Here is a 19,812-nt window from a genome sequence, read left to right as displayed (position 1 = left end):
AGATACATTGTGAAAACTTACTACAGTTAAGTAAAATACATAATAAATTATTTTTCATTCTGTTTTAGAGAACGATGAGCCGACTCAACTACCATCATTTATATTATTTCTGGCAGGTGGCGCGTCACGGGAACCTGACCCAGACCGCCCGTCAGCTGCATATTTCGCAGTCGGCGCTGTCGTCGCAAATCAAGCAGCTTGAACAGGCGATGCAGGTGCAATTGTTTGAGCGCCAAGGTCGTACGTTGACGTTGACCGAAAGTGGCTATCAAGCGATGAACTATGCCGAAGAGATATTCCGCCAAGGGGAAGAGCTCGAGCAGTTGCTATCCAGCGGCGGGGCCCTGTCCAGTGCCACGATTCGCATTGGCACCTTATCCACCATGTCGCGGAATTTTATCGAGCAGTTTATTCAGCCATTGGTTAATCAACGAGAGTGCCGCTACGTGTTGCAGTCGATGGATCAAACCGGCTTGCTCCATGCGCTGTCTGATCACCAGTTAGATTTGGCGCTAACCAATATTGCGGTGCGGGGTACCAATAAACAGATTTGGCAGTATCAGCAATTGGCTCGCCAGCCGGTCGCTGTGATTGGTTGGCCGGGTAAAGCTTTGTCGCCGACCTTAGACGCCAGCTACCAGCATCAAGCGTGGGTGTTACCTTATGGCGATAACCCGATTCGCTCAGGGTTTGATGCCATCTCTGCCCAGTATCAACTCAAGCCTTACATCATGGCTGAAGCCAATGATATGGCGATGCTGCGCCTATTAACCCGAGACAATGACGCGTTGGCGGTGATGCCCGAGGTGGTGGTTCGCGATGAGCTAGATAGCGGCATGCTCACCCGCTATGCTTTACTGCCGAGTGTGTATGAGCCGTTTTATGCGGTATCGATCAAACGTCAGTGGGTGCATCCGCAACTTAGCTCGCTGCTAGAAGCGTTTAGATCTTCGCCGCTCGCGCATGGCGACGACCTTCGCGACGGCAACGGTCAGAGCAATACCTAACCTCGTCCCAACAGCGCGCCCACTTTTTACGCCATGTAAACGGCCTTTCGCACGTCAAACATACCTTACTGGGAAGATGTGGCTTTTTATGCGCCATCTTGGTTGTCTCCAGTAGACTGAGTGGCAGGTGAACGTGATTTTTGACTGCGCTTGTCCGCGTTCTCAGAGCTATTTGTTCGCTCAGGGCTGTTTGTTGGCTCAGGGCTGCTTGGACGCACATGGGTGGCGAGGATCCGTGCTTTCTCGATACGAACGGCGTCTTGTTGACGAAACGACCATAAAATATCTCGCGCACGTTTGCCGGTTTGTTCGATATCGACAATGGGTTTCGGGTAGTCTTCGCCAAGCACCACGCCGTACATCATCGCTTCCATGTCGGTCATTTGCCATGGGGTGTGGATCAAACTGTCGGGCAAGGGAGAAAGCTCGGGTAACCATTCACGAATAAATGCCCCCTCGGGATCTTGCTCCTGCGATTGTTTCACTGGGTTATAAATACGCAAGGTATTGGCGCCTGTCACACCAGCTTGCATTTGAAATTGGGGGTAATGAATACCGGGCTCAAAATCGAGAAATAACTGCGCGAGGTGATGCACACCGCGGCGCCAATCAATCAATAAATGGTGGGTTAAAAAGCTGACCAGCATCGCCCGCATCCGAAAGTTGATATAGCCAGTGACGTGTAGGCAACGCATACAAGCATCGACGAGCGGATAACCGGTATTACCTTGTTGCCATGCGCGCAGGTGCGCATCGCTCTGCGGACCATTTGCGTACTCAAAATGTAAGTAGCCTCGATTGACGGGCCGATGCTCCATGTGGTGCTCGCTTTCAAATTTCTGCATAAAATGACAGTGCCAATGCAAACGCGACACCATAGCTACCAGCGCTCGCCGCCAGCCTTTTTTCTGCCAATGGAGGAGGGTGATTTGATACATCTCGCGCAAGCTGATGTTACCCCATGCAAGATAGGGTGACAGTCGGGTACAGCTTTTGCGGCTGGCGAGCGGTTTAGAGATGTGGCGTTGATAGCGTTGTCCGCGCTCGCGGAAAAAAGATTGCAAGGTTTTATACCCCCAACTCGGCCCGCCGGGTTGAAAGCGTGGCGCGGGAGAGTCCCACCTGTGGTGATCGAGCGCGGGTAGCGTGAGTGATGCGTTTAGCCAGCGCGCTTGTTGCCAATCAGGATCGGCAAGGGGAGCGCGCATCACCTTTTGCCATTCAGTGTCCCAATCAACCCGATTTTTAGCGCCGCGGATCACCGCCCCAGTGGGGGATTCATGCCACGGGATCTGATGGCTCTCCAGCCATTTTGCCACCGCTTTATCACGAGAAAATGTCGCGTCGACGCCAATTTCTTGATGGCTGTACACCGCGCCAATGGCCTGTTGCCGGTGGATGGCGTCGAATACTGAGAGCGCCTCTCCTTGGCAAATGGTGACGTGACCGCCCAGTGGTGCGAGCTGTTGATTAAGATCGCACAGCGATTGCCAGACAAATCGCCAATGGCGTTCACTATGGTGCGGATCGTTAAGCAGCAGTGGTTCAAACAGGTACAGGATCACCAAGGGGCGCCCCGCTGCAATGGCGGCTTGTAATGGGGCATGATCCCGCAGGCGTAAATCGCGTTTTAGCCACACAAGGCTGATGGGCGCGGACATAGGGCTCTCGACAGTCGCAACAACAATTTATATTTATCCATGGGCGATACGAGGCTGAATGACGCTTGGATCCCTGAGAGGGACTTGGTTGAGGTCTAATTTCTCTCATTAACAAGCGCTAAGCACACAAAGCGAAATCAAAATGGTTTGCATTTGCCTTTTAAGCATCGGAAAATTAGCGCTCTTAGAGATAACGGGCAAGTGCTACGCGCTTGTGTTTGCAATAGTAGGATCGAGATATGTTAGAGGCAAAGGACGTTGCGTTTGCCGTCAACGGAAAAGTGTTACTCGATAAGGTGAGCTTGTCGTTTACGCCCGGAAAAATCTGTGCGTTGGTCGGGCATAATGGCTCGGGTAAGTCGACGTTGATAAAGCTGTTAGCGCAGCAACAGGCAACCAGCAGCGGGCAGATCGCATTAGACCAAAAGCCCTTATCAAAATGGTCGGAAAAAGCCTTTGCGCGCGAGGTGGCGTATTTGCCACAGCATTTACCGGCAACCGATAACTTAACTGGGTATGAGTTGGTCAGTTTTGGTCGCTATCCTTGGCATGGCTTGCTGGGGCGGTTGACCAAAGCCGATCACCAAGCGATTAACGAGGCAATGGCGCTCACTGGCACCCAAGATTATGCCGATCGCTTGGTCGATACCTTATCGGGGGGCGAGCGCCAACGGTTGTGGATTGCGATGCTGCTGGCACAGCAAACGCGTTACTTACTGCTCGATGAGCCGCTATCTGCACTGGATGTCGCCCACCAAGTCGAAGTGATGACCTTGGTGCGCAAACTCAGTCGAGAGTTGGATAAGTCCATCATTATCGTGGTGCACGACATTAATATGGCGGCACGTTTTTGTGATGAAATTGTCGCGCTGCACAGCGGACAAGTCCTGACTCAAGGCGCGGTCAGCGATGTGTTTCAAGAGTCGGCCCTCAAATCGATTTATGGCATTGAAATGCCGATTGCCGATCATACCGCCGGCTATGCGGTTGCTATGCCGGGGGAGTTATCGCCGGTATGATCAAGTCCTCTTTTTTGACGCTTGTGGTCTGGCTGACCGCGGCCATGATGCCAGCGAGCGTCAGCGCATCGCCTCGTATTCTTTCGCTGGATTGGACCCAAACTGAAACCTTGTTGGCCTTAGGGGTAACGCCCGTCGCGGTCGCGCAAAAGGCGGATTACAATTCGTGGGTGAAAGCCCCGCCCATTCCAGAAAAAACCGTCGATATTGGGCTTCGCACCCAGCCCAACATGGAGCGTTTGGCCGAGCTTCACCCCGATAAAATTCTGATCTCGCCCATTTTTAAGGCGATGAAGCCCAAGTTAAGTACCATTGCGCCGGTCAGTTCAATTCCTCTGTATGAAAGCGGCCTAAGCTGGGCGTCGCTCAAAACTGTGACGCGGCAAATTGCGCGCGAGGCTAACCGTCCGGAGGCCGGTGAAACCTTGATTGCCAATGCGAAACAGCAATTGGCGAGCTTGCGCGATACCATTCCCGGCGAACAGCCACCGCTGTTGATGATCCAGTTTCTGGATGCCAATCATGTGCGGGTGTTTGGGACGAACAGCTTGTATCACGCCGCTATCAGTGAATTGGGGCTCAGCAACGCGTGGCAAAATACCACCAACAGTTGGGGGTTTAGCATGGTCTCCACCCGCGAGCTGCTTGACCTTGATGCGCAACTAGTGATTGTGCGCCCGCTCCCCGCGGGCGTCGAGCAAACCCTTCAGACTAATATGTTTTGGCAATATTTGGTTAAACATACGGGGCATACGCCATTGATGATTGATCCGGTATGGAGCTTTGGCGCGATTCCGTCGGCGTTACGTTTTGCCCGCCTTGTGACCGCAGCATTGATCGAGCAAGGAGGGCAGTCATGAAACTGAACCTATTATGGGTGCCCTTGGCGTTATTGGCGGCACTGTTAAGCCTCGCAACAACTCAGTTGGGGCAGTGGAATGTGAATGCATCCATGCTCTGGCAGTCGCTGTGGTCGCTGGATGACAGTGCGTCGATTGGCGTTGTGATGCATTTAACCTGGTGGCCGCGCTTGGTCACCGCATTGCTGGCGGGGGCGTGTTTGGGGCTGGCCGGTACCTTGATGCAACAGGTATTGCGTAACCCCTTGGCCTCGCCCTCGACGCTGGGGGTGGCGAATGGTGCCAGCTTGGCGCTGATGCTAGCTACGCTTTATGCCCCTCCTTGGCTACTGACTTGGTCGAGCGCGATGGTGGCGATGTCTGGCGGGGTGCTGACCATGCTGGTGGTGTTTGCGCTAGCATGGCGACGCGGCCTATCGCCCACCGTAGTGGTGATCGCGGGGTTGATTTTAAACCTTTACTGCGGCGCGCTCAGCACCGTGCTGCTGCTGATGAATCAAGAAGCGCTACATGGCATGATGGTGTGGGGCGCGGGCTCGATGGTGCAAACCGACTGGCACAGTGTGCAAGCCTTACTGCCGCGTATTGGATTGGCGGTCGTGTTGATCCTTGCCTTATTAAAGCCGCTCAACGTCCTGAGCCTTTCAGATGAAGGAGCAAAAAGCTTAGGCGTATCACTGGCTAAAATCCGTGTGATTGCACTGGGACTATCGGTACTTCTGACCGCGTGGGTGGTCAGCTTAATTGGCGTGATTGGCTTTGTCGGTCTCGCCGCGCCCGCGATTGCGCGCTTATGTGGCGCTCGCAAGCTCATCACCCGATTGAGCCTAGCGATGATTTTAGGCGCCTTGATGTTGGCAGCCACCGATTTGGCTGTCCAGCTGTTACCCGGCCGCCGGGCAATGATGGTGCCCACGGGCGCCGCCACGGCAGCGTTAGGTGCGCCGCTATTATTGTGGCTGTTGCCACGGGTATCGCTGGGCAATCGTCAACGCCAACAGATGCAATCGGGATCGCCCGCACCGCGTCAGGATTGGCCACTAGGCCGAACGTTGATGTTACTTGTGTTGGGTGTGGTGATTTTTGCCACTGTATCGCGTCAAAGTGAGGGCTGGCAGTGGCTGGCGCTCAGCGGCGATTGGTCCTTGTTGGAATGGCGCTTGCCACGCTTGCTGGCCGCGGCATTGGCGGGTGGTGTGCTTGCTGTTGCGGGTGCCGTGCTTCAGCGTTTGAGTGCTAACCCGATGGCGAGCCCTGAAGTGATGGGGATCAGTGCCGGTACGGCGCTGGGACTGATTGTCACCATTTTTGCTGGCATGGGCGCATCTATGCTGAGCTTATATGTCGGCGGCTTAATCGGTGCAGGGGCAACCTTGGCGTTGATTGTGCTGCTTAATCGCAAAACCGGCTTCCAGCCAGAAAAGGTGTTGCTCACTGGCGTTGCCATAGCCGCACTGATGCAAGCGGTACAAAGTTTTTTGATGGCGGGTGGCGACCCTCGCGCATATCAAGTGCTCGCGTGGATTTCAGGCTCAACCTACTATGTGACTGACAGTACGGTGACCACACTGGCCTTGGTTGCCGCGGTGCTGGTGGCGCTGGGATTAATGTGCCAGCGGTGGCTCGATATTTTGCCGCTCGGTGGCGAAACTGCTCAATCACTGGGGGTTAAGGTAGGGCGTGCCCGCATGCTGTTGCTGGCCCTCGTCGCGGTCATGACCGTCAGTGCCACCTTGGTGGTGGGGCCACTCAGCTTTGTCGGCTTGATGGCGCCACACATTGCGCGCAGTTGGGGAGCGAAAAATGCTCGGGCGCATATGATCACCGCCGGATTGATTGGCATGGGATTGATGCTGTTTGCCGATTGGCTCGGACGACAATGGTTGTATCCGCAAGAAATGCCAGCAGGGATCATTGCCTCCTTGATTGGCGGACTCTACCTAATGGTTGTGCTACGTAAGCTATAGTTTTAACACACGGTGATCGACAGGATCGCCTCATCCCTAACTAAAGAGATGCAGTTTGCATCTCTTTTTGTTTGAGGAGCCAAGAGAATGAACAGTGATTCCATGCAGCGTGTGGCGGTTGTCGGCGTAGGTGGCGCGATTGGTGAAGCTTTTTGCCGCGCGTTGCTCGACAAGCCATCCATTCAGCAAGTCTTCGCTCTAGGGCGTCACCCCGCGCCACTTGCTGATGTAAGTGAAAAGGTGGTGCCTGTGGCGGTGAACATTCGCGATGACGCATCAATACAAGCAGCGGCCGAGCAGATCGACGACAATAGTTTAGATGCCGTGATCATTGCCTCGGGAATGTTGCATGACGATGCGGTCAGCCCAGAAAAGCGGCTCGCGGCGTGCAGCAGTGAGGCCATGCATCAGCTCTTTGACGTCAACGCCGTCGCGCCGCTGCTATTGAGCAAACACCTCGCGCCCAAATTGAAACGCAACGCCGAGGCGAAGCTTGCCATCTTGTCGGCGCGCGTGGGCAGTATCAGTGATAACCGTGCGGGCGGTTGGTACGCCTATCGCGCAAGTAAAGCGGCGGTGAACATGTTGATCAAGTGCATGAGTATTGAGCTTGGCCGCCAAGACAAATCATTAACCGTGGTTGGCCTGCATCCGGGGACCGTCGATAGTCGTTTATCCGCGCCATTCCAAGCCAATGTTAAGCCCGGTAAATTATTCAGCCCGGCTCAATCGGCTGGCTATTTGTTGTCGGTGTTGGATGGCCTCGACAGTCGTCACACCGGCCGATTGTTTGCGTGGGACGGGGAAGAAATTGCCCCGTAGGTTGGGGCATTGTTGCGTTATTTCCAATGCAATGGCTGCTCGAGGGTCGACAAAGGCTTTTCCGTGCCAAGCCCTATCATTTCATCGTATGCTGTGTCAGTGACTAGCACGTATTGCGCGGCATTAACCCATTCAAAATCATCTTTTACCGCCAGCAAACTGCGAGATAAATAGGGCTTATCGCCGTGGTAAATCAGCTTCTGCTCTACCGTATCGCCGTGACGCAAAAACGCAATGGCTTGATATAACATGCCATCAATGCCACGGATCTGAATCTTGTCAATGTTGTCGCAATTTATCAGTTCGCTCAGTTGTAAATTCATCACTCGTCCTTGCAGTCAGGTCTTTTCAAGATACTACGAGCCATGCAAGCACGCGGATCCCTCGGGGGTGAAGCATTGGCTAAAGCAGCAGCCTTTTGGATGTGTAATGTAAAATAAATGTTACGCAAAGGTAAAATTAAAACCGCAGTGAAGAGATGATTTTCTCTGCAAAGTCGACGTAATCTGTGAGTAACGGAGACATTGCGTAAGGCTAAGGGCCGCTGTTTACGCGCGATTTTTACGCCAGACAACGACACAAGGCGGTGAACGTGAAACAGAGTAAATACGAATCCAAACCCGTTGATGAGCTGGGTCGTGTAGCCTGGTCGGCACAAGAAAACGATGTATGGCGCCAGCTAGTTACGCGGCAGCTTGCATGTATCAAAGATAAAGCGTGTCAGGAATATCTCGACGGGTTGCGAATGCTGGATTTGCCGCATGACACGGTACCACAGATCCCAGATGTGAATGCCGTGTTAATGCGAGAAACAGGTTGGCAAGTGGCTCCTGTGCCTGCATTGATCGATTTTGACCATTTCTTCGCCTTGCTGGCGGATAAGAAATTCCCAGCGGCGACGTTTTTGCGCACCAAAGACGATTTCGATTACTTGCAAGAGCCGGATTACTTTCACGAGATTTTTGGTCACTGTGCGATGCTGACTCACCCAGCGTTTGCGGAGTTTACCCATATGTACGGCCAGCTCGGTAAGCAAGCCACGCCCAAAGAGCGCGTTTATCTTGCACGCTTATATTGGTTTACGGTCGAGTTTGGTTTGCTCAGTGACTCGCAAGGCAACCGTAGTATTTATGGTGGCGGGATCTTGTCTTCGCCAGCGGAGACCGAGTACGCCTTTAATAGCGACAAAGCGGTGCGTAAGCCTTTAGAAGTGATAGATGTCATGCGCACGCCATACCGGATTGACATCATGCAACCCATTTACTTTACCATTGAGTCGATTGACGATTTATTTGCCATCAGTCAACGTGATTTGATTGCTGATGTGCATCAAGCGATGGAACTGGGCCTTCATGCGCCTTTATTCCCGCCCAAACCGAAAAAGACAGAACAGCAAAAGGAAACGCAACATGTCTGAACTAACTGAGTTGAAATGTGAAGCCTGTAATATTGATGCCCCTTTGGTCAGCGATGAGGAAATGCCAGCGCTGCTTAAAGATATTCCGCAGTGGCGCAAAGTAACACGAGACGGAATTGATCAGCTCGAACGTGAGTTCACCTTCCGCAACTTTAAGTTGGCGTGGGCATTTGCCAACCAAGTGGCTGAGCTGGCTGAGCAAGAAGGACACCATCCCGCTATCTTACTGGAGTGGGGTAAAGTGACCGTGACGTGGTGGTCGCATAAGATTAAAGGCCTGCACAAAAATGATTTTATTTGTGCGGCGAAAACCGACGGCATTGCTCCTGAGTAAACCAGAAAAACGCCCCGAGTTTGAGCTCGGGGCGGATCTGTGTCGATAATCTTCTGTCTATCCCAGCCACGCAAGTATCAACCCTGCGCCGCTAATGCCTTTCATTATCATCTCTCGGCATCTTCTTCGTAGAATAAGATAAATTTAAAAAGTGACGCTGTCACGTCTTCGTATTGTTCTTACTCTTCTTCGTCACTTGTGTCTTTTTGCTTAACGGCAAAATACTGCGCGAGAATTTCTTCAGTGAGCTCACCTTTCTCCTCAAGGGCTTTGAGTTTTGCCACAATCGCTTTTTGTTCGTCGAGTGATGGCAAGGTGTCCGGCTCATGCTCGGGCGCGTCATCGGCAAGTTGATTCAAAACATCCATAAATATACCTCGTGATATGCTTAGCGCAGAGCCTAGCAAAAATCGTGATTTTGCCCAAGCAAAAGACGAGCACGTCCCAAGTAGTTGGACTTAACACACTCAGTTATATTAAAAAAAGGCGCCATAAGTCATACCTTTGGTCTACGTTTGTAGTGAGGGATTGTTTTAAGGAGAGTGAGTTGTGAGTGAAATTTTTTTTTCGTGCCAGCCCATCTTTGACGAAGCGCAGAACCAATGGGGCAATGAGCTTCTGTTTAGGGAAGGTCAAGAAAACAAGTTTCCTTCAATTGATGAAGATACGGCGACATCGCGCATTCTCAGCGCCAATTTTCTATCAGGGAAAGAACTCGATGATAGCTTGCGATACGTGGTGAGCTTTTCGGAGGCGGCACTGCTTGATGAGATCCCCTTTTCTATTCCAGTAAAATCTTTGGTGATCTGTGTCACTGCAAAGTGCAATGCGACGCCAATGCTAGTGAAGCAACTGGAGTCTTACCGGAAAGCAGGCTTTACCATTTTAGGAGAGAGTGATGTCTTCTCGAGCCGCTGGCAAAGGCATCTGGACTTATTCGATGTGGTGCGGGTCAGTATGGCAACAGAAAGCTTGAACGAATGGACCGCAGCGATTTCGGACTATGCCCAGACGCGTTTTATGGCAAGTAAAGTGGAGAGCAACGAAGAGTTTGTTTTGGCTAAACAGCTTGGGTTTAGCTTGTTTCAAGGATACTTTTTCGAACAACCTCAAATTAAAAGTCATAGCGATGTGGCACCCTCAGTAATCAGTTTACTGGATGCGTGTATCGTGATTAATCGCAGCCCTCATGATATCGATGAAATCACAGAGGTTATCTCTCGCGATGTCTCGTTGCTCTACAAAGTCGTCACAAGCGCCAATATCTTAGCGAAGTCAAAAAAGAAAGCGATCACTAATCCCAAACAAGCGGTGGTGTACTTGGGGTTAGAGTCATTGCGGCGGCTGATTTCTCTGCTGATTATGTCTAACATGAATCACCAAGAATGCTCACACTTGCAGAATGCGGCCATTCTTCGGGCCATTTTTATGCAGCAAGCAGGCCCATTGATGAACGACTTGGACCCTGATGAAGCTTTCTTGGTGGGCGCTTTTTCACTCCTAGACGCGATGTTAGGTGTTCCAATGGAGGATGTCGTAGAGCAACTTGCCCTAAACCAACAGGCAAAACAAGCATTACTATCACGTGCAGGTCCTTATGGTGACCTTTTGGAACTATGTAAACATATTGAGCATGCGAATTGGGATTGGGTTGGGTCACTGTGTGAAAAAATGTCGCTAAGAGAGCGTGCGGTTTTAAAAGCGTTTGATAAAGCCCGATACCAAACCCAAATCCTGGCGGCGACAATGCAGGTGTGATCATGATGAATAAAGTAGGTATGCGGCTCGCTGTCATTTTAATTGTATTAGCAACCTTACTGTTGGGTGTGTTTGGTTATTACAATTATCATGTTGCTAAAGGTCGGCTTGAGTCTGATATGAACCAAGACATTAATTCTATCACTCAACGCCTAAAGCAACGAATTCCTACTTTGATGTGGAATTATGATTTTAATAATGTTCAAAATGACTTAGACAGTGAAATGGGCTCTCGTTATGTCCACCGTCTTGAGCTGACGGATACCAATGAGCAATTTCGTTATGTGACTGACTCTAAAGGCATGCGGTCAAGTGATGAGCTAAAAGAAATCAACGTTCCCTTGGTTTATGATCAGGGAGAGCAACCTGTGGATGTAGGTCGACTGATCATTTATCAAGACAGTCGCTATATCGATAAAGAGCTTAACACAGAAATACTTCGCACTGCGACGCAAATCATTCTACTGAACTTGTTGGTTGGTTTTTTTATTTGGAAATACGCTAAGCAAATTAATCGAGCAGAACAAAGCCGTGCGTATTTAAATACGGTGATTCACAGTTACACTGATGCATTATTAGTGCTCGGTGATAAACACAGTATTATTACCATTAATGATTCGGCTAAGAAACTATTCGAGTTAGAATCTGTGCCCGATGAAGCGATCAGCCTATCGACGATTATCTCTCGCGTAAGCCCTAATTCGCGCGGCTATTTTTCACAAGCGCTTTATGGCCTCGGTGGACAGTTACAGCGGTCGTACGAGATAGATACGGATCAAGGTGTCCGTATTGTGCAGGTCAAATCAACCCCCATTAAAGATGAAGATCCTAGAGCGCTGAACGTAGCGATTATTCGCGATATCACAGAACAACACCTGGATAAACAGAAGGTATCTAAAGGGGCCGAGCTTTTTTCTGCAATGAAAAGCTTACAAGATAAGTTTCTTATCAGGGAAGACTTTGGTAAGAGCTTTCAGGATGTCTTGCAGGTACTGCTAAGGATAGGCGAAAGTAATCATGGCATTATTGTTGAGGTAGGCCATAACGACGAAGAAGCAATAAAGAACAACTTGCCTTATAAAGTGCTGGCACAAACGCGATTGGTGAAAAATGAGTTTATTGGTGAAGAGTTTGTGCGAGGGCTCATTGAGGAAATTATCGAGACCAAGCAAAGCAAACGTAGTCTGCAAATGGCGAGTGTGGCGGGGAATAATCAGAAAATGATTATTAACGTCTACGGTACGCCCCTATATATGTCTAGCCAGATGGTAGGGGTGGTGTGCTTGTTTGACGAGTCGACCACTTATAATGAAGAGCTTCAGGGGTGGATCGAGCCGATACTATCAAGTTTGAGCGCTATGGTGCACTTTGTGCAGCAGAAGGCGCTTAATGACATGATTTCAAGGGAAATGGCACGGGCTAAAGAACAAGCCGAGCGAGCAAATGAATCGAAGACCAATTTCCTGGCGATGATGAGCCATGAGATCCGTACACCGATGAATGGCATTGTTGGCATGTCTAATCTTTTGATGGAGACCTCGCTCAATCAGCAGCAACGCTATTTTGTTGATACCTTACAGCACTCTTCGACTGCACTGTTGAATATCATTAACGATGTACTCGACTTAACCAAGATTGAAGCCGGCAAGATGACGCTCACCAAACAGTCATTAGATCTGGCGGAACTTGTTCACGAATCCTTAAGTATTTTTACCGCAAAAGCGGCGGAAAAACAGTTGCGCTTACATTGTTATATCGATCCTGATATGCCCTGTGACATTGAATTAGATGCCATACGTTATAAGCAGGTGATCATAAACTTGGTCGGCAACGCCGTTAAGTTTACAAAGCAGGGGCACATTGCCGTGCGCTTATTCCAACGGCAAGCAGGCGATGGTTCGGTCACATTGGTCATGGAAGTAGAAGATACAGGGATTGGGATCCCGGAAGACCGCCACGAAGCTATTTTTGAGAACTTTACGCAAGTCGATAATTCGTATTCACGTTCTTATCAAGGCACAGGACTGGGCTTGCCTGTCTGTCGTAAGCTTTTACGCCTAATGGATGGTGATATCTCTATCCGCAGTCGAGAAAACCAAGGCACGACTTTCACTGCAGAAGTACCCGTGACGGTGGCGAATACTGACTCGACATTGATGTCAAGCTACGAGCCTGACGAGAGCATGACAGATAGCAAGGTTTACCTCGTGTCTGAAGACGCCATTTTGATAGAAATACTATCGACCTATTTAGAGCGTCTAAAGTTGGATTTAATCAACTATTCGGATGGCAGTGAGATAGCTTTTGATAACTCGAACCAATCAGTGTTGATGATCGATCAGGACAAAATGCAAAGCTGTCAGCGTTTGATCAGTCAAGCACATAAATCGATTGCTATCAGCCATGATGGCCATCATGACACTGGCATGGCGACGCTGACCTGTCCGATTTATCACGTTGAATTGTATCGTGTATTGAACGAGGATGAGAATGCATTGACAGAGCCTGAGCCCGTGGCTGGGCAGTATGATGATATTCAATTCAATCTCAACGTTCTAGTGGCCGAAGATCACTTGGTTAACCAAGAATTGATTGACATTATTTTGTCCAAACTGGGCTGTCAGCGTGCGCTTGCCGTCAATGGTAAAGAAGCGTTAGAACTTCACAAGTCTTCGCCATTCGACATCATTTTAATGGATTGTCAGATGCCAGAAATGGATGGTTTTGAGGCGACACGAGAGATCCGAAAATTCGACAAAACCACGCCCATTTTGGCTGTGACAGCTAACGCGCTCTCAGGCGATGCAGAGCGTTGTGTGGAGGCGGGAATGAATGGGCATCTCGCTAAGCCATTCAGTAAAGATCAGCTCATTGAATTGTTGCTCCTATATGCGAATCCAGATGCGGTCAGTTATGGTGATAAGCATACTGACGAAGAGGAAACAAGGTTGGATGATTTGGCCAGTGAGCACTTTACAGATGCATCCATAGATACAAACTCCTTACCAGAACCAGAACCAGAACCAGAACCAGAACCAGAACCAGAACCAGAGCAGTCATCCGGAGGGAGCACAATGAGCGATACCTCACCCCCAATTGATATCCAGCATGTCAAAGACCAGATCGGTGATAGCATGGACTTGGTAAAAATGCTGCTTGATAAGTACGTAAAAAACCAAACGAATGATTTAGAGGCGTTGAAGGCCGCGTTTGCAGAGCAAGATATCGGCAAGATCAAAAAGCTTGCCCACAAAATGAAGGGGGCAGCGGCAATGATTGGAGCCAAAGAGCTATTACAAACATGTCTTGAGTTGGAGAAATCACCGTATGATGAGTTGGAGGCGCTACACCCCTACCTCCAGCCGATAGAGGATCAGACAACACGCGTGATTCAACAGGCAGAGCATCTATCTGAAACATCTTGATACATTATTCGGCACTGGTTAGCATAGCGGTTAGCGCGGAATAAGATAAAAACAATGACCCATCAAAGACCTAGGGCCTGGCAAACGCTGTCGGAACCTGGGTTTTATTGTAAGGAAAAGCTGATGATAAAGCGTTTTGTATTGAGCGGTTGCCTCGCTCTCGCCCTAGCTGGCTGTGGTGAACCCCAGGTGTCAGCACCGTCTGAAACACCGCCTCGACCCGCCAAGTTACTGACCGTAGTCACCAATGAAGATGGGCTTGCCCGCCAGTTTCCAGCTCAAGTTGAAGCGGATGATAAAGCTTTACTCTCATTCCGAGTGTCAGGGGTGATTGAGTCAATGCCGGTCAAAGCAGGTATGGATGTCGCGAAAGGGCAAGTGCTGGCGGCGTTAGACAGCCAGCAGTATCAGCTGCAATTAGATAAGGCGCGTGCGCAATATCAGCTTGCTCAGGTACAATTTAATCGTGCCGAACGCCTGCATAACGATAAAGTAATTTCCGAACAAAGGTTTGATGAAGCCCGCTCGGCACTCAGTGAAGCGGCGGCTGGCCTAGAGCAAGCGCAAACTAATGTGAATTATACGCAACTAAAAGCGCCGTATGCGGGAACTGTCTCACTCCGAATGAAAGAGCGTAATGAATTCGCTCAAGCGCAAGCGCCAGTGTTACACATTCAATCTAAAGATATTATTAATGTCAGTTTCCAATTACCAGAGCGCTACTTTCACTATTTTGCTCAGCATGTTGACACACTCGTGCCGAAGGTGTCATTTGATACCCATCCATCGCGACAGTTTCCTGCACAGTTTAAAGAAATCGACACAGAGGCGGATCCCAAAACCGCCTCTTACCATGTCACGGTGAGTTTAAATCGGCCTGATGCCATCAATGTATTGCCAGGCATGGCAGCAAAAGTGCATGCCACTATTCCTACCGAGTCACAAACGCAAATACCGGACTCTGCTTTGCTCGACGCAAATGGTGAGAAAGCCGTGTGGCGTGTCAGTCGACAAGGAACCGTTAAGTTGACCCCAGTAACCTTGCGTGAAGGAAAGGTTGTTTCAGGCCTTGAAAATGGCGATGTCATTGTCGCAACTGGCGTCAGTGCGCTTAAAGAAGGTGACCGTGTGAAAGCATGGGTGAAGGAGAGAGGACTATGAGAGCGATAAAAGCCATGTTTGGTCTGCTCGCAGTTAATGCGCTGTTTGGATGCGAGCCCGCAACTGATGCTCAACCGGCGCCTTTGCCTGTGGTAACCACATTTACGGTGAGCCAACAGCAACTGAATGAACGAATCTCTTTTCCCGCGGTGGCAGCGGCGGCTGATAAAGCGACACTCGCTTTTCGCGTGCCAGGTGAGATCCAAGCCATTAATGTCAAAGCGGGCGATCGCGTGACGCAGGGACAGGTATTGGCACGTTTGGAGCCTACGGATTACCGCTTAGCGGTAGAGAATGCCAGTGCACGTTTTGATGTAGCCGATTCGCAGTATCGGCGCTCAGCCCCCTTGGTAGAGAAAGGCATGCTTGCCCAGTCGCAATTTGATGAGTTAAAAGCGCAGCGCGAAATAGCGCAAGCGGAATTGGCACTGGCCAAGCTTCGTTTATCTTATGTTGCGCTCAGAGCGCCAGCTGACGGGGTGATATCTAAGCTGAATGTTGAGCCATTTGAAACCATTGCGCCAGGACAAGGGATCATGAATATTCATGACGCCTCGCGTGCTGATATTCGTGTGCAAGTGCCGGATGTGTTATTCACCCAAAACACGGGCGCGAGTGCAGAAGAAGTGCAAGATCGGCTACAACCGAAAGTCTTAACTCAGCAAGGACAGTCTTACCCAGCCACGATTGATGAATATACGGCAGAGCCGGATCCGAGCAGTGGTGCTTTTGTAGTGACGCTAACCATGCCCATGCCCATGCCAAAGGAGCAGTTTATTTTAGATGGCATGCCCGTACAGGTCAGTATTGCGAGGGAAGGGTTACAACTGACACGCACCGGACTTTCCGTGCCCATCGAAGCGGTGTTTAACCAAGACGGGGATCCACTGGATCGAGACCACAGTTATGTATGGATTTATGACAGCGCCACACAAACCGTGGCGAAACAGCAGGTAACGATGGGGCGCATTCATGGTCAGCGGCTAGAAATAACCCAGGGTGTGTCTAAAGGAGATCGTATCGTGGTGGGAGGAACCAATCACCTGTCTGAGGGGCAAAAAGTGACGCTGGCATCGAAAGAGGAAAATGCATCATGAAGCAGGGTGTAGCGGGATATTTTATTCAAAATAAAGTGATTAGCTGGATGATCACGTTGATTTTCCTGATTGGTGGCACCCTTGCATTTTTGGGGTTAGGGCGGTTGGAAGACCCTGCTTTCACCATCAAAGATGCGATGGTGGTGACCAGTTATCCAGGTGCCACCCCCCAACAGGTGGAAGAAGAAGTCACTTATCCGCTGGAGAAAGCGGTTCAGCAGCTGACCTATGTGGATGAAGTGCGTTCGATCTCCAGTCGTGGCCTGTCCCAAATCACGGTCAAAATGAAACCCAAATACCGCGCCGATGATTTACCACAAATTTGGGATGAGTTGCGACGAAAAGTCCATGATGCGCGTGGGTCGCTTCCTCCCGGTGTCAATCCGCCACAGGTGAAAGATGATTTTGGTGATGTGTTTGGGATCATGCTAGCCGTCACTGGCGAAGGGTACGGCTACAGCGAACTGAAAGACTATGTTGACTTTTTGCGCCGCGAGCTTGAGCTTGTTGATGGCGTAGGCAAAGTGCAAGTCAGTGGCACGCAGCAAGAGCAAGTCTTCATTGAGGTCTCGATTCAACGGTTAAGTAGCTTAGGGATCTCACCGGACACCTTGTTTAATTTATTGGCGACGCAAAACCTCGTGAGTAACGCAGGGGCATTGCGTGTGGGTGATGAATATATTCGCATTCACCCAACTGGGGAGTTTTCCTCCGTGGATGAGTTGGGCAACTTGATCCTGACCGAAGCTGGGTCACAGGGGCTGATTTACTTACGTGACGTTGCCGAGGTAAAACGTGGATATCAAGAGGTACCGCAGCAGATTATTTCGTACAACGGCAAACAAGCGCTACAGGTAGGAATATCGTTTGCTGATGGTGTGAATGTGGTAGAGGTCGGCGACAGTGTGGATAAGCGTCTCGCGGCGTTGAACAGTGATCAGCCCGTGGGAATCAATGTCCATCATGTCTATAACCAACCCAATGAGGTCGATAGCTCAGTCAGCGGATTTGTCTCCAGTTTAGGCCAAGCGGTGGCGATTGTGATTATCGTGCTGCTCTTCTTTATGGGCCTGCGCTCAGGACTACTCATTGGTTTGGTGTTATTGCTGACGGTACTGGGTACGTTTGTATTCATGTACTACTTCGAGATTAACCTGCAACGCGTCTCTCTCGGGGCGTTGGTCATTGCCCTAGGGATGTTGGTGGATAATGCCATCGTGGTCGTCGAAGGGATACTAGTGGGCTTAAAGCGAGGACGAACCCGTCTACAGGCGGCTCACGATATTGTGACGCAAACCAAGTGGCCTTTGCTGGGTGCGACAGTGATCGCGGTAACGGCGTTTGCCCCGATTGGCTTGTCAGAGGATGCAACGGGCGAATACTGCGGCACCTTATTTACAGTGTTATTAATCTCCTTACTGTTAAGTTGGTTTACCGCTATCACGTTAACGCCTTTCTTTGCCAGCGTGTTCTTCAAAGAAACACCGCTTGAAGAAGGGGATGAGGGCAGTGATCCCTACAACGGGATTCTGTTTGTGGTGTATAAACGTTTTCTTACCGCCTGCATGCATCACGCCTATATCACCTTGTTGGTGATGGTAGTGGCACTGGGGGCCAGTATTTATGGCTTTGGTCACCTCAAGCAGTCGTTTTTCCCTGACTCCACCACGCCCATGTTTATGGTCGACGTTTGGTTGCCAGAGGGCACCGATATTCGTGCCACACAAAGTACACTGGATGAGGTGTCGAGCTGGCTGAGTAAACAACAAGGCGTCAACTATGTCTCTACCAGTGCCGGACAAGGTTCGCAACGTTTTATGTTGACCTATTCACCGGAGAAAACATACGCCGCTTATGGCGAGCTGATCGTCCGCGTTGACCAATACGAACATGTTAAACCCACTATGGGCATGGTGCGTGAGCATGTTCGTAGCCAGTATCCAGATGCGCAGCTTAAACTGAAGCCTATTTCCTTAGGGCCTGCGACTGGCTCGAAAATTGAAGCGCGTATTTTTGGTTCAGATCCCACCAAGTTACGCGCGATTGCTAAACAAGTAGAAGCGCGATTGCATCAGGATCCTGATGCGGTAAATATTCGCCATGATTGGCGTAATCGCACCAAAGTCCTTGAGCCGGCGTTTAATGAAAGTCAGGCACGGCGCTATGGCATCACCAAAAAAGATGTCGACGAGTTGCTGACAATGACATTCAGCGGCAAACGGATTGGTGTTTATCGGGATGGGACCAACCTTATGCCGATTGTTGCTCGATTGCCCGATGAGGAGCGCGTGAATATCAATACCTTAGAAGGGATGAAAATATGGAGCCCGGTATTGAAAGACTACATTCCTTTGCAGCAAGTCATTCTCGATTACGACATGCGTTGGGAAGATCCGATTATCATGCGCAAAAACCGCAAAAGAATGCTCACCGTGTTGGCCGACCCCGATCCGTTACGGGAAACCACCGCGGCGACCTTACTAAGCCGCGTGCGCACTGATATTGAGTCAATTCCTCTGCCTGAAGGTTACAGCATTGAATGGGGCGGGGAGTACGAGTCTTCCAAAGAGGCGAAAGAGGGCTTATTTAGCATTATGCCACTTGGTTATTTGTTTATGTTCTTGGTCACGATATTGCTGTTTAATTCCGTGAAAGAGTCATTGATCATTTGGCTGACGGTTCCCTTGGCGGTGGTTGGGGTCACCACAGGATTGCTGTTGTTGGATACCCCGTTTGGTTTTATGGCGCTCTTGGGCTTTTTAAGTTTGAGTGGAATGCTGCTCAAAAACGGTATTGTATTGATCGATCAGATCAATATCGAAGTGGCCAGTGGTAAACAGCGCTATCAAGCCGTCGTCGATGCGGCGGTGAGCCGGGTACGCCCAGTGTGCATGACGGCCATTACCACTATCTTAGGGATGCTTCCTTTATTGCCGGATGTTTTCTTCCGGCCGATGGCGGTGACGATTATGTTTGGGCTCGGGTTTGCCACCGTGCTGACGTTGATTGTGGTGCCTGTGCTATATCGTATCTTCTACCAAATTCGCTATCACCCTGAATAATCCCACCTTAAGCACCGTTTTGACGGTGCTTTTTTGTTTCAACCTTAAGACAAAAGCGCCTGTGTATAACTTGAATTTCATCCACAAAAACGGTTGATAACTCGGTGAATTTCACCGCAATCTCGCGATTTTATCGGCGTTGTGTAAAGTCAATAATATAAGGGAGAATTCAGAACCAAAGTCACAATGATGCTAGGTATTATGTAACTGGTTGATTATATT

The 19,812-nt window shown here is 50.0% G+C and carries 16 protein-coding genes; 12 read left to right on the top strand and 4 right to left on the bottom strand.

Translation table 11 applies throughout. From position 1 onward, the window contains the following. The first annotated feature begins 74 nt into the window (after positions 1-74). The gene (locus tag EHW56_RS03835) at positions 75-1,007 is read left to right on the top strand and encodes a LysR family transcriptional regulator (RefSeq protein ID WP_046075806.1); all 933 of its coding nucleotides are present in this window, start codon (positions 75-77) and stop codon (positions 1,005-1,007) included. On the opposite strand, the gene EHW56_RS03830 is transcribed toward EHW56_RS03835, so the two are convergent. After that, positions 943-1,104, bottom strand: coding sequence for a DUF2256 domain-containing protein (locus tag EHW56_RS03830; protein WP_074214700.1), 162 nt, complete (start codon positions 1,102-1,104; stop codon positions 943-945). The two genes, EHW56_RS03835 and EHW56_RS03830, sit on opposite strands and share 65 nt — an antisense overlap. Beyond that, a complete protein-coding gene (locus EHW56_RS03825; RefSeq protein ID WP_152798653.1) occupies positions 1,094-2,668 on the bottom strand; it encodes a deoxyribodipyrimidine photo-lyase in 1,575 nt (524 codons plus the stop codon). Before EHW56_RS03825 ends, EHW56_RS03830 begins: the two co-directional genes overlap by 11 nt. Positions 2,669-2,907: 239 nt before the next feature. On the opposite strand from EHW56_RS03825, the gene EHW56_RS03820 reads away from it, so the two are divergent. The 4 genes from EHW56_RS03820 (at position 2,908) to EHW56_RS03805 (ending at position 7,336) form a co-directional block, all read left to right on the top strand. After that, on the top strand, positions 2,908-3,687 hold the full coding sequence (locus EHW56_RS03820; RefSeq protein WP_077666653.1) for an ABC transporter ATP-binding protein: 780 nt from the start codon (positions 2,908-2,910) through the stop codon (positions 3,685-3,687). Beyond that, a complete protein-coding gene (locus EHW56_RS03815; protein WP_152798650.1) occupies positions 3,684-4,547 on the top strand; it encodes an iron-siderophore ABC transporter substrate-binding protein in 864 nt (287 codons plus the stop codon). Before EHW56_RS03820 ends, EHW56_RS03815 begins: the two co-directional genes overlap by 4 nt. Further along, complete coding sequence (gene fhuB / locus EHW56_RS03810; protein WP_152798648.1) at positions 4,544-6,514, top strand: Fe(3+)-hydroxamate ABC transporter permease FhuB; 1,971 nt, start codon at positions 4,544-4,546, stop codon at positions 6,512-6,514. Before EHW56_RS03815 ends, fhuB begins: the two co-directional genes overlap by 4 nt. An 87-nt stretch (positions 6,515-6,601) precedes the next feature. Continuing rightward, positions 6,602-7,336 carry an SDR family NAD(P)-dependent oxidoreductase gene (locus EHW56_RS03805; RefSeq protein ID WP_152798646.1) on the top strand — a complete coding sequence of 245 codons (735 nt, stop codon included), beginning with the start codon at positions 6,602-6,604 and terminating at the stop codon, positions 7,334-7,336. Between the two features lie 17 nt (positions 7,337-7,353). Here EHW56_RS03805 and EHW56_RS03800 read toward each other — a convergent pair whose 3' ends face one another. Continuing rightward, on the bottom strand, positions 7,354-7,659 hold the full coding sequence (locus EHW56_RS03800) for a DUF6482 family protein (RefSeq protein WP_152798644.1): 306 nt from the start codon (positions 7,657-7,659) through the stop codon (positions 7,354-7,356). A 221-nt stretch (positions 7,660-7,880) separates the two neighbouring features. Between EHW56_RS03800 and phhA the strand changes: the two genes are divergently transcribed. Further along, a complete protein-coding gene (gene phhA, locus EHW56_RS03795) occupies positions 7,881-8,753 on the top strand; it encodes a phenylalanine 4-monooxygenase (protein ID WP_077579115.1) in 873 nt (290 codons plus the stop codon). Next, positions 8,746-9,087 (top strand): 4a-hydroxytetrahydrobiopterin dehydratase, encoded by a 342-nt coding sequence (locus EHW56_RS03790; RefSeq protein ID WP_152798642.1) that lies wholly within the window; start codon positions 8,746-8,748, stop codon positions 9,085-9,087. The genes phhA and EHW56_RS03790 overlap by 8 nt, the downstream gene beginning before the upstream one ends. Positions 9,088-9,266: 179 nt before the next feature. Here the strand turns inward: EHW56_RS03790 and EHW56_RS03785 are convergent, their stop codons facing one another. After that, positions 9,267-9,455, bottom strand: a complete 189-nt coding sequence (locus EHW56_RS03785; RefSeq protein ID WP_152798640.1) for an ATPase — start codon at positions 9,453-9,455, stop codon at positions 9,267-9,269. 181 nt (positions 9,456-9,636) lie between these two features. Between EHW56_RS03785 and EHW56_RS15645 the strand changes: the two genes are divergently transcribed. The 5 genes from EHW56_RS15645 to EHW56_RS03760 all read left to right on the top strand — a co-directional run bounded on the left by EHW56_RS15645 (position 9,637) and on the right by EHW56_RS03760 (position 19,590). After that, positions 9,637-10,845 (top strand): HDOD domain-containing protein, encoded by a 1,209-nt coding sequence (locus EHW56_RS15645; protein ID WP_172969900.1) that lies wholly within the window; start codon positions 9,637-9,639, stop codon positions 10,843-10,845. A gap of 2 nt (positions 10,846-10,847) precedes the next feature. Next, positions 10,848-14,270, top strand: a complete 3,423-nt coding sequence (locus tag EHW56_RS03775) for an ATP-binding protein (protein WP_227486434.1) — start codon at positions 10,848-10,850, stop codon at positions 14,268-14,270. Positions 14,271-14,393: 123 nt separating this feature from the next. Continuing rightward, positions 14,394-15,431 carry an efflux RND transporter periplasmic adaptor subunit gene (locus tag EHW56_RS03770; protein ID WP_152794067.1) on the top strand — a complete coding sequence of 346 codons (1,038 nt, stop codon included), beginning with the start codon at positions 14,394-14,396 and terminating at the stop codon, positions 15,429-15,431. Continuing rightward, positions 15,428-16,528, top strand: coding sequence for an efflux RND transporter periplasmic adaptor subunit (locus EHW56_RS03765; protein WP_172969899.1), 1,101 nt, complete (start codon positions 15,428-15,430; stop codon positions 16,526-16,528). The genes EHW56_RS03770 and EHW56_RS03765 overlap by 4 nt, the downstream gene beginning before the upstream one ends. Beyond that, positions 16,525-19,590 carry an efflux RND transporter permease subunit gene (locus tag EHW56_RS03760; RefSeq protein ID WP_152794063.1) on the top strand — a complete coding sequence of 1,022 codons (3,066 nt, stop codon included), beginning with the start codon at positions 16,525-16,527 and terminating at the stop codon, positions 19,588-19,590. The genes EHW56_RS03765 and EHW56_RS03760 overlap by 4 nt, the downstream gene beginning before the upstream one ends. Positions 19,591-19,812: the final 222 nt, after the last annotated feature.

Origin of the sequence: Salinivibrio sp. VGrn1, from assembly GCF_009377995.1 — a bacterium.
GTDB lineage: Bacteria > Pseudomonadota > Gammaproteobacteria > Enterobacterales > Vibrionaceae > Salinivibrio > Salinivibrio siamensis.
The sequence above is the reverse complement of the archived record's forward strand: the minus strand, read 5'-3'. Positions and strand labels throughout refer to the sequence as shown.

What these genes read in the sequence shown, in the direction of transcription:
- EHW56_RS03815 (WP_152798650.1), top strand. Translation starts at nt 3,684, where the DNA reads ATGATCAAGTCCTCTTTTTTGACGCTTGTGGTCTGGCTGACCGCGGCC.
- EHW56_RS03820 (WP_077666653.1), top strand. Translation starts at nt 2,908, where the DNA reads ATGTTAGAGGCAAAGGACGTTGCGTTTGCCGTCAACGGAAAAGTGTTA.
- EHW56_RS03765 (WP_172969899.1), top strand. Translation starts at nt 15,428, where the DNA reads ATGAGAGCGATAAAAGCCATGTTTGGTCTGCTCGCAGTTAATGCGCTG.
- EHW56_RS03790 (WP_152798642.1), top strand. Translation starts at nt 8,746, where the DNA reads ATGTCTGAACTAACTGAGTTGAAATGTGAAGCCTGTAATATTGATGCC.
- EHW56_RS03825 (WP_152798653.1), bottom strand. Translation starts at nt 2,668, where the DNA reads ATGTCCGCGCCCATCAGCCTTGTGTGGCTAAAACGCGATTTACGCCTG.
- EHW56_RS03760 (WP_152794063.1), top strand. Translation starts at nt 16,525, where the DNA reads ATGAAGCAGGGTGTAGCGGGATATTTTATTCAAAATAAAGTGATTAGC.
- fhuB (WP_152798648.1), top strand. Translation starts at nt 4,544, where the DNA reads ATGAAACTGAACCTATTATGGGTGCCCTTGGCGTTATTGGCGGCACTG.
- EHW56_RS03775 (WP_227486434.1), top strand. Translation starts at nt 10,848, where the DNA reads ATGATGAATAAAGTAGGTATGCGGCTCGCTGTCATTTTAATTGTATTA.
- EHW56_RS03805 (WP_152798646.1), top strand. Translation starts at nt 6,602, where the DNA reads ATGAACAGTGATTCCATGCAGCGTGTGGCGGTTGTCGGCGTAGGTGGC.
- EHW56_RS03785 (WP_152798640.1), bottom strand. Translation starts at nt 9,455, where the DNA reads ATGGATGTTTTGAATCAACTTGCCGATGACGCGCCCGAGCATGAGCCG.
- EHW56_RS03770 (WP_152794067.1), top strand. Translation starts at nt 14,394, where the DNA reads ATGATAAAGCGTTTTGTATTGAGCGGTTGCCTCGCTCTCGCCCTAGCT.
- EHW56_RS03830 (WP_074214700.1), bottom strand. Translation starts at nt 1,104, where the DNA reads ATGGCGCATAAAAAGCCACATCTTCCCAGTAAGGTATGTTTGACGTGC.
- EHW56_RS03800 (WP_152798644.1), bottom strand. Translation starts at nt 7,659, where the DNA reads ATGAATTTACAACTGAGCGAACTGATAAATTGCGACAACATTGACAAG.
- EHW56_RS03835 (WP_046075806.1), top strand. Translation starts at nt 75, where the DNA reads ATGAGCCGACTCAACTACCATCATTTATATTATTTCTGGCAGGTGGCG.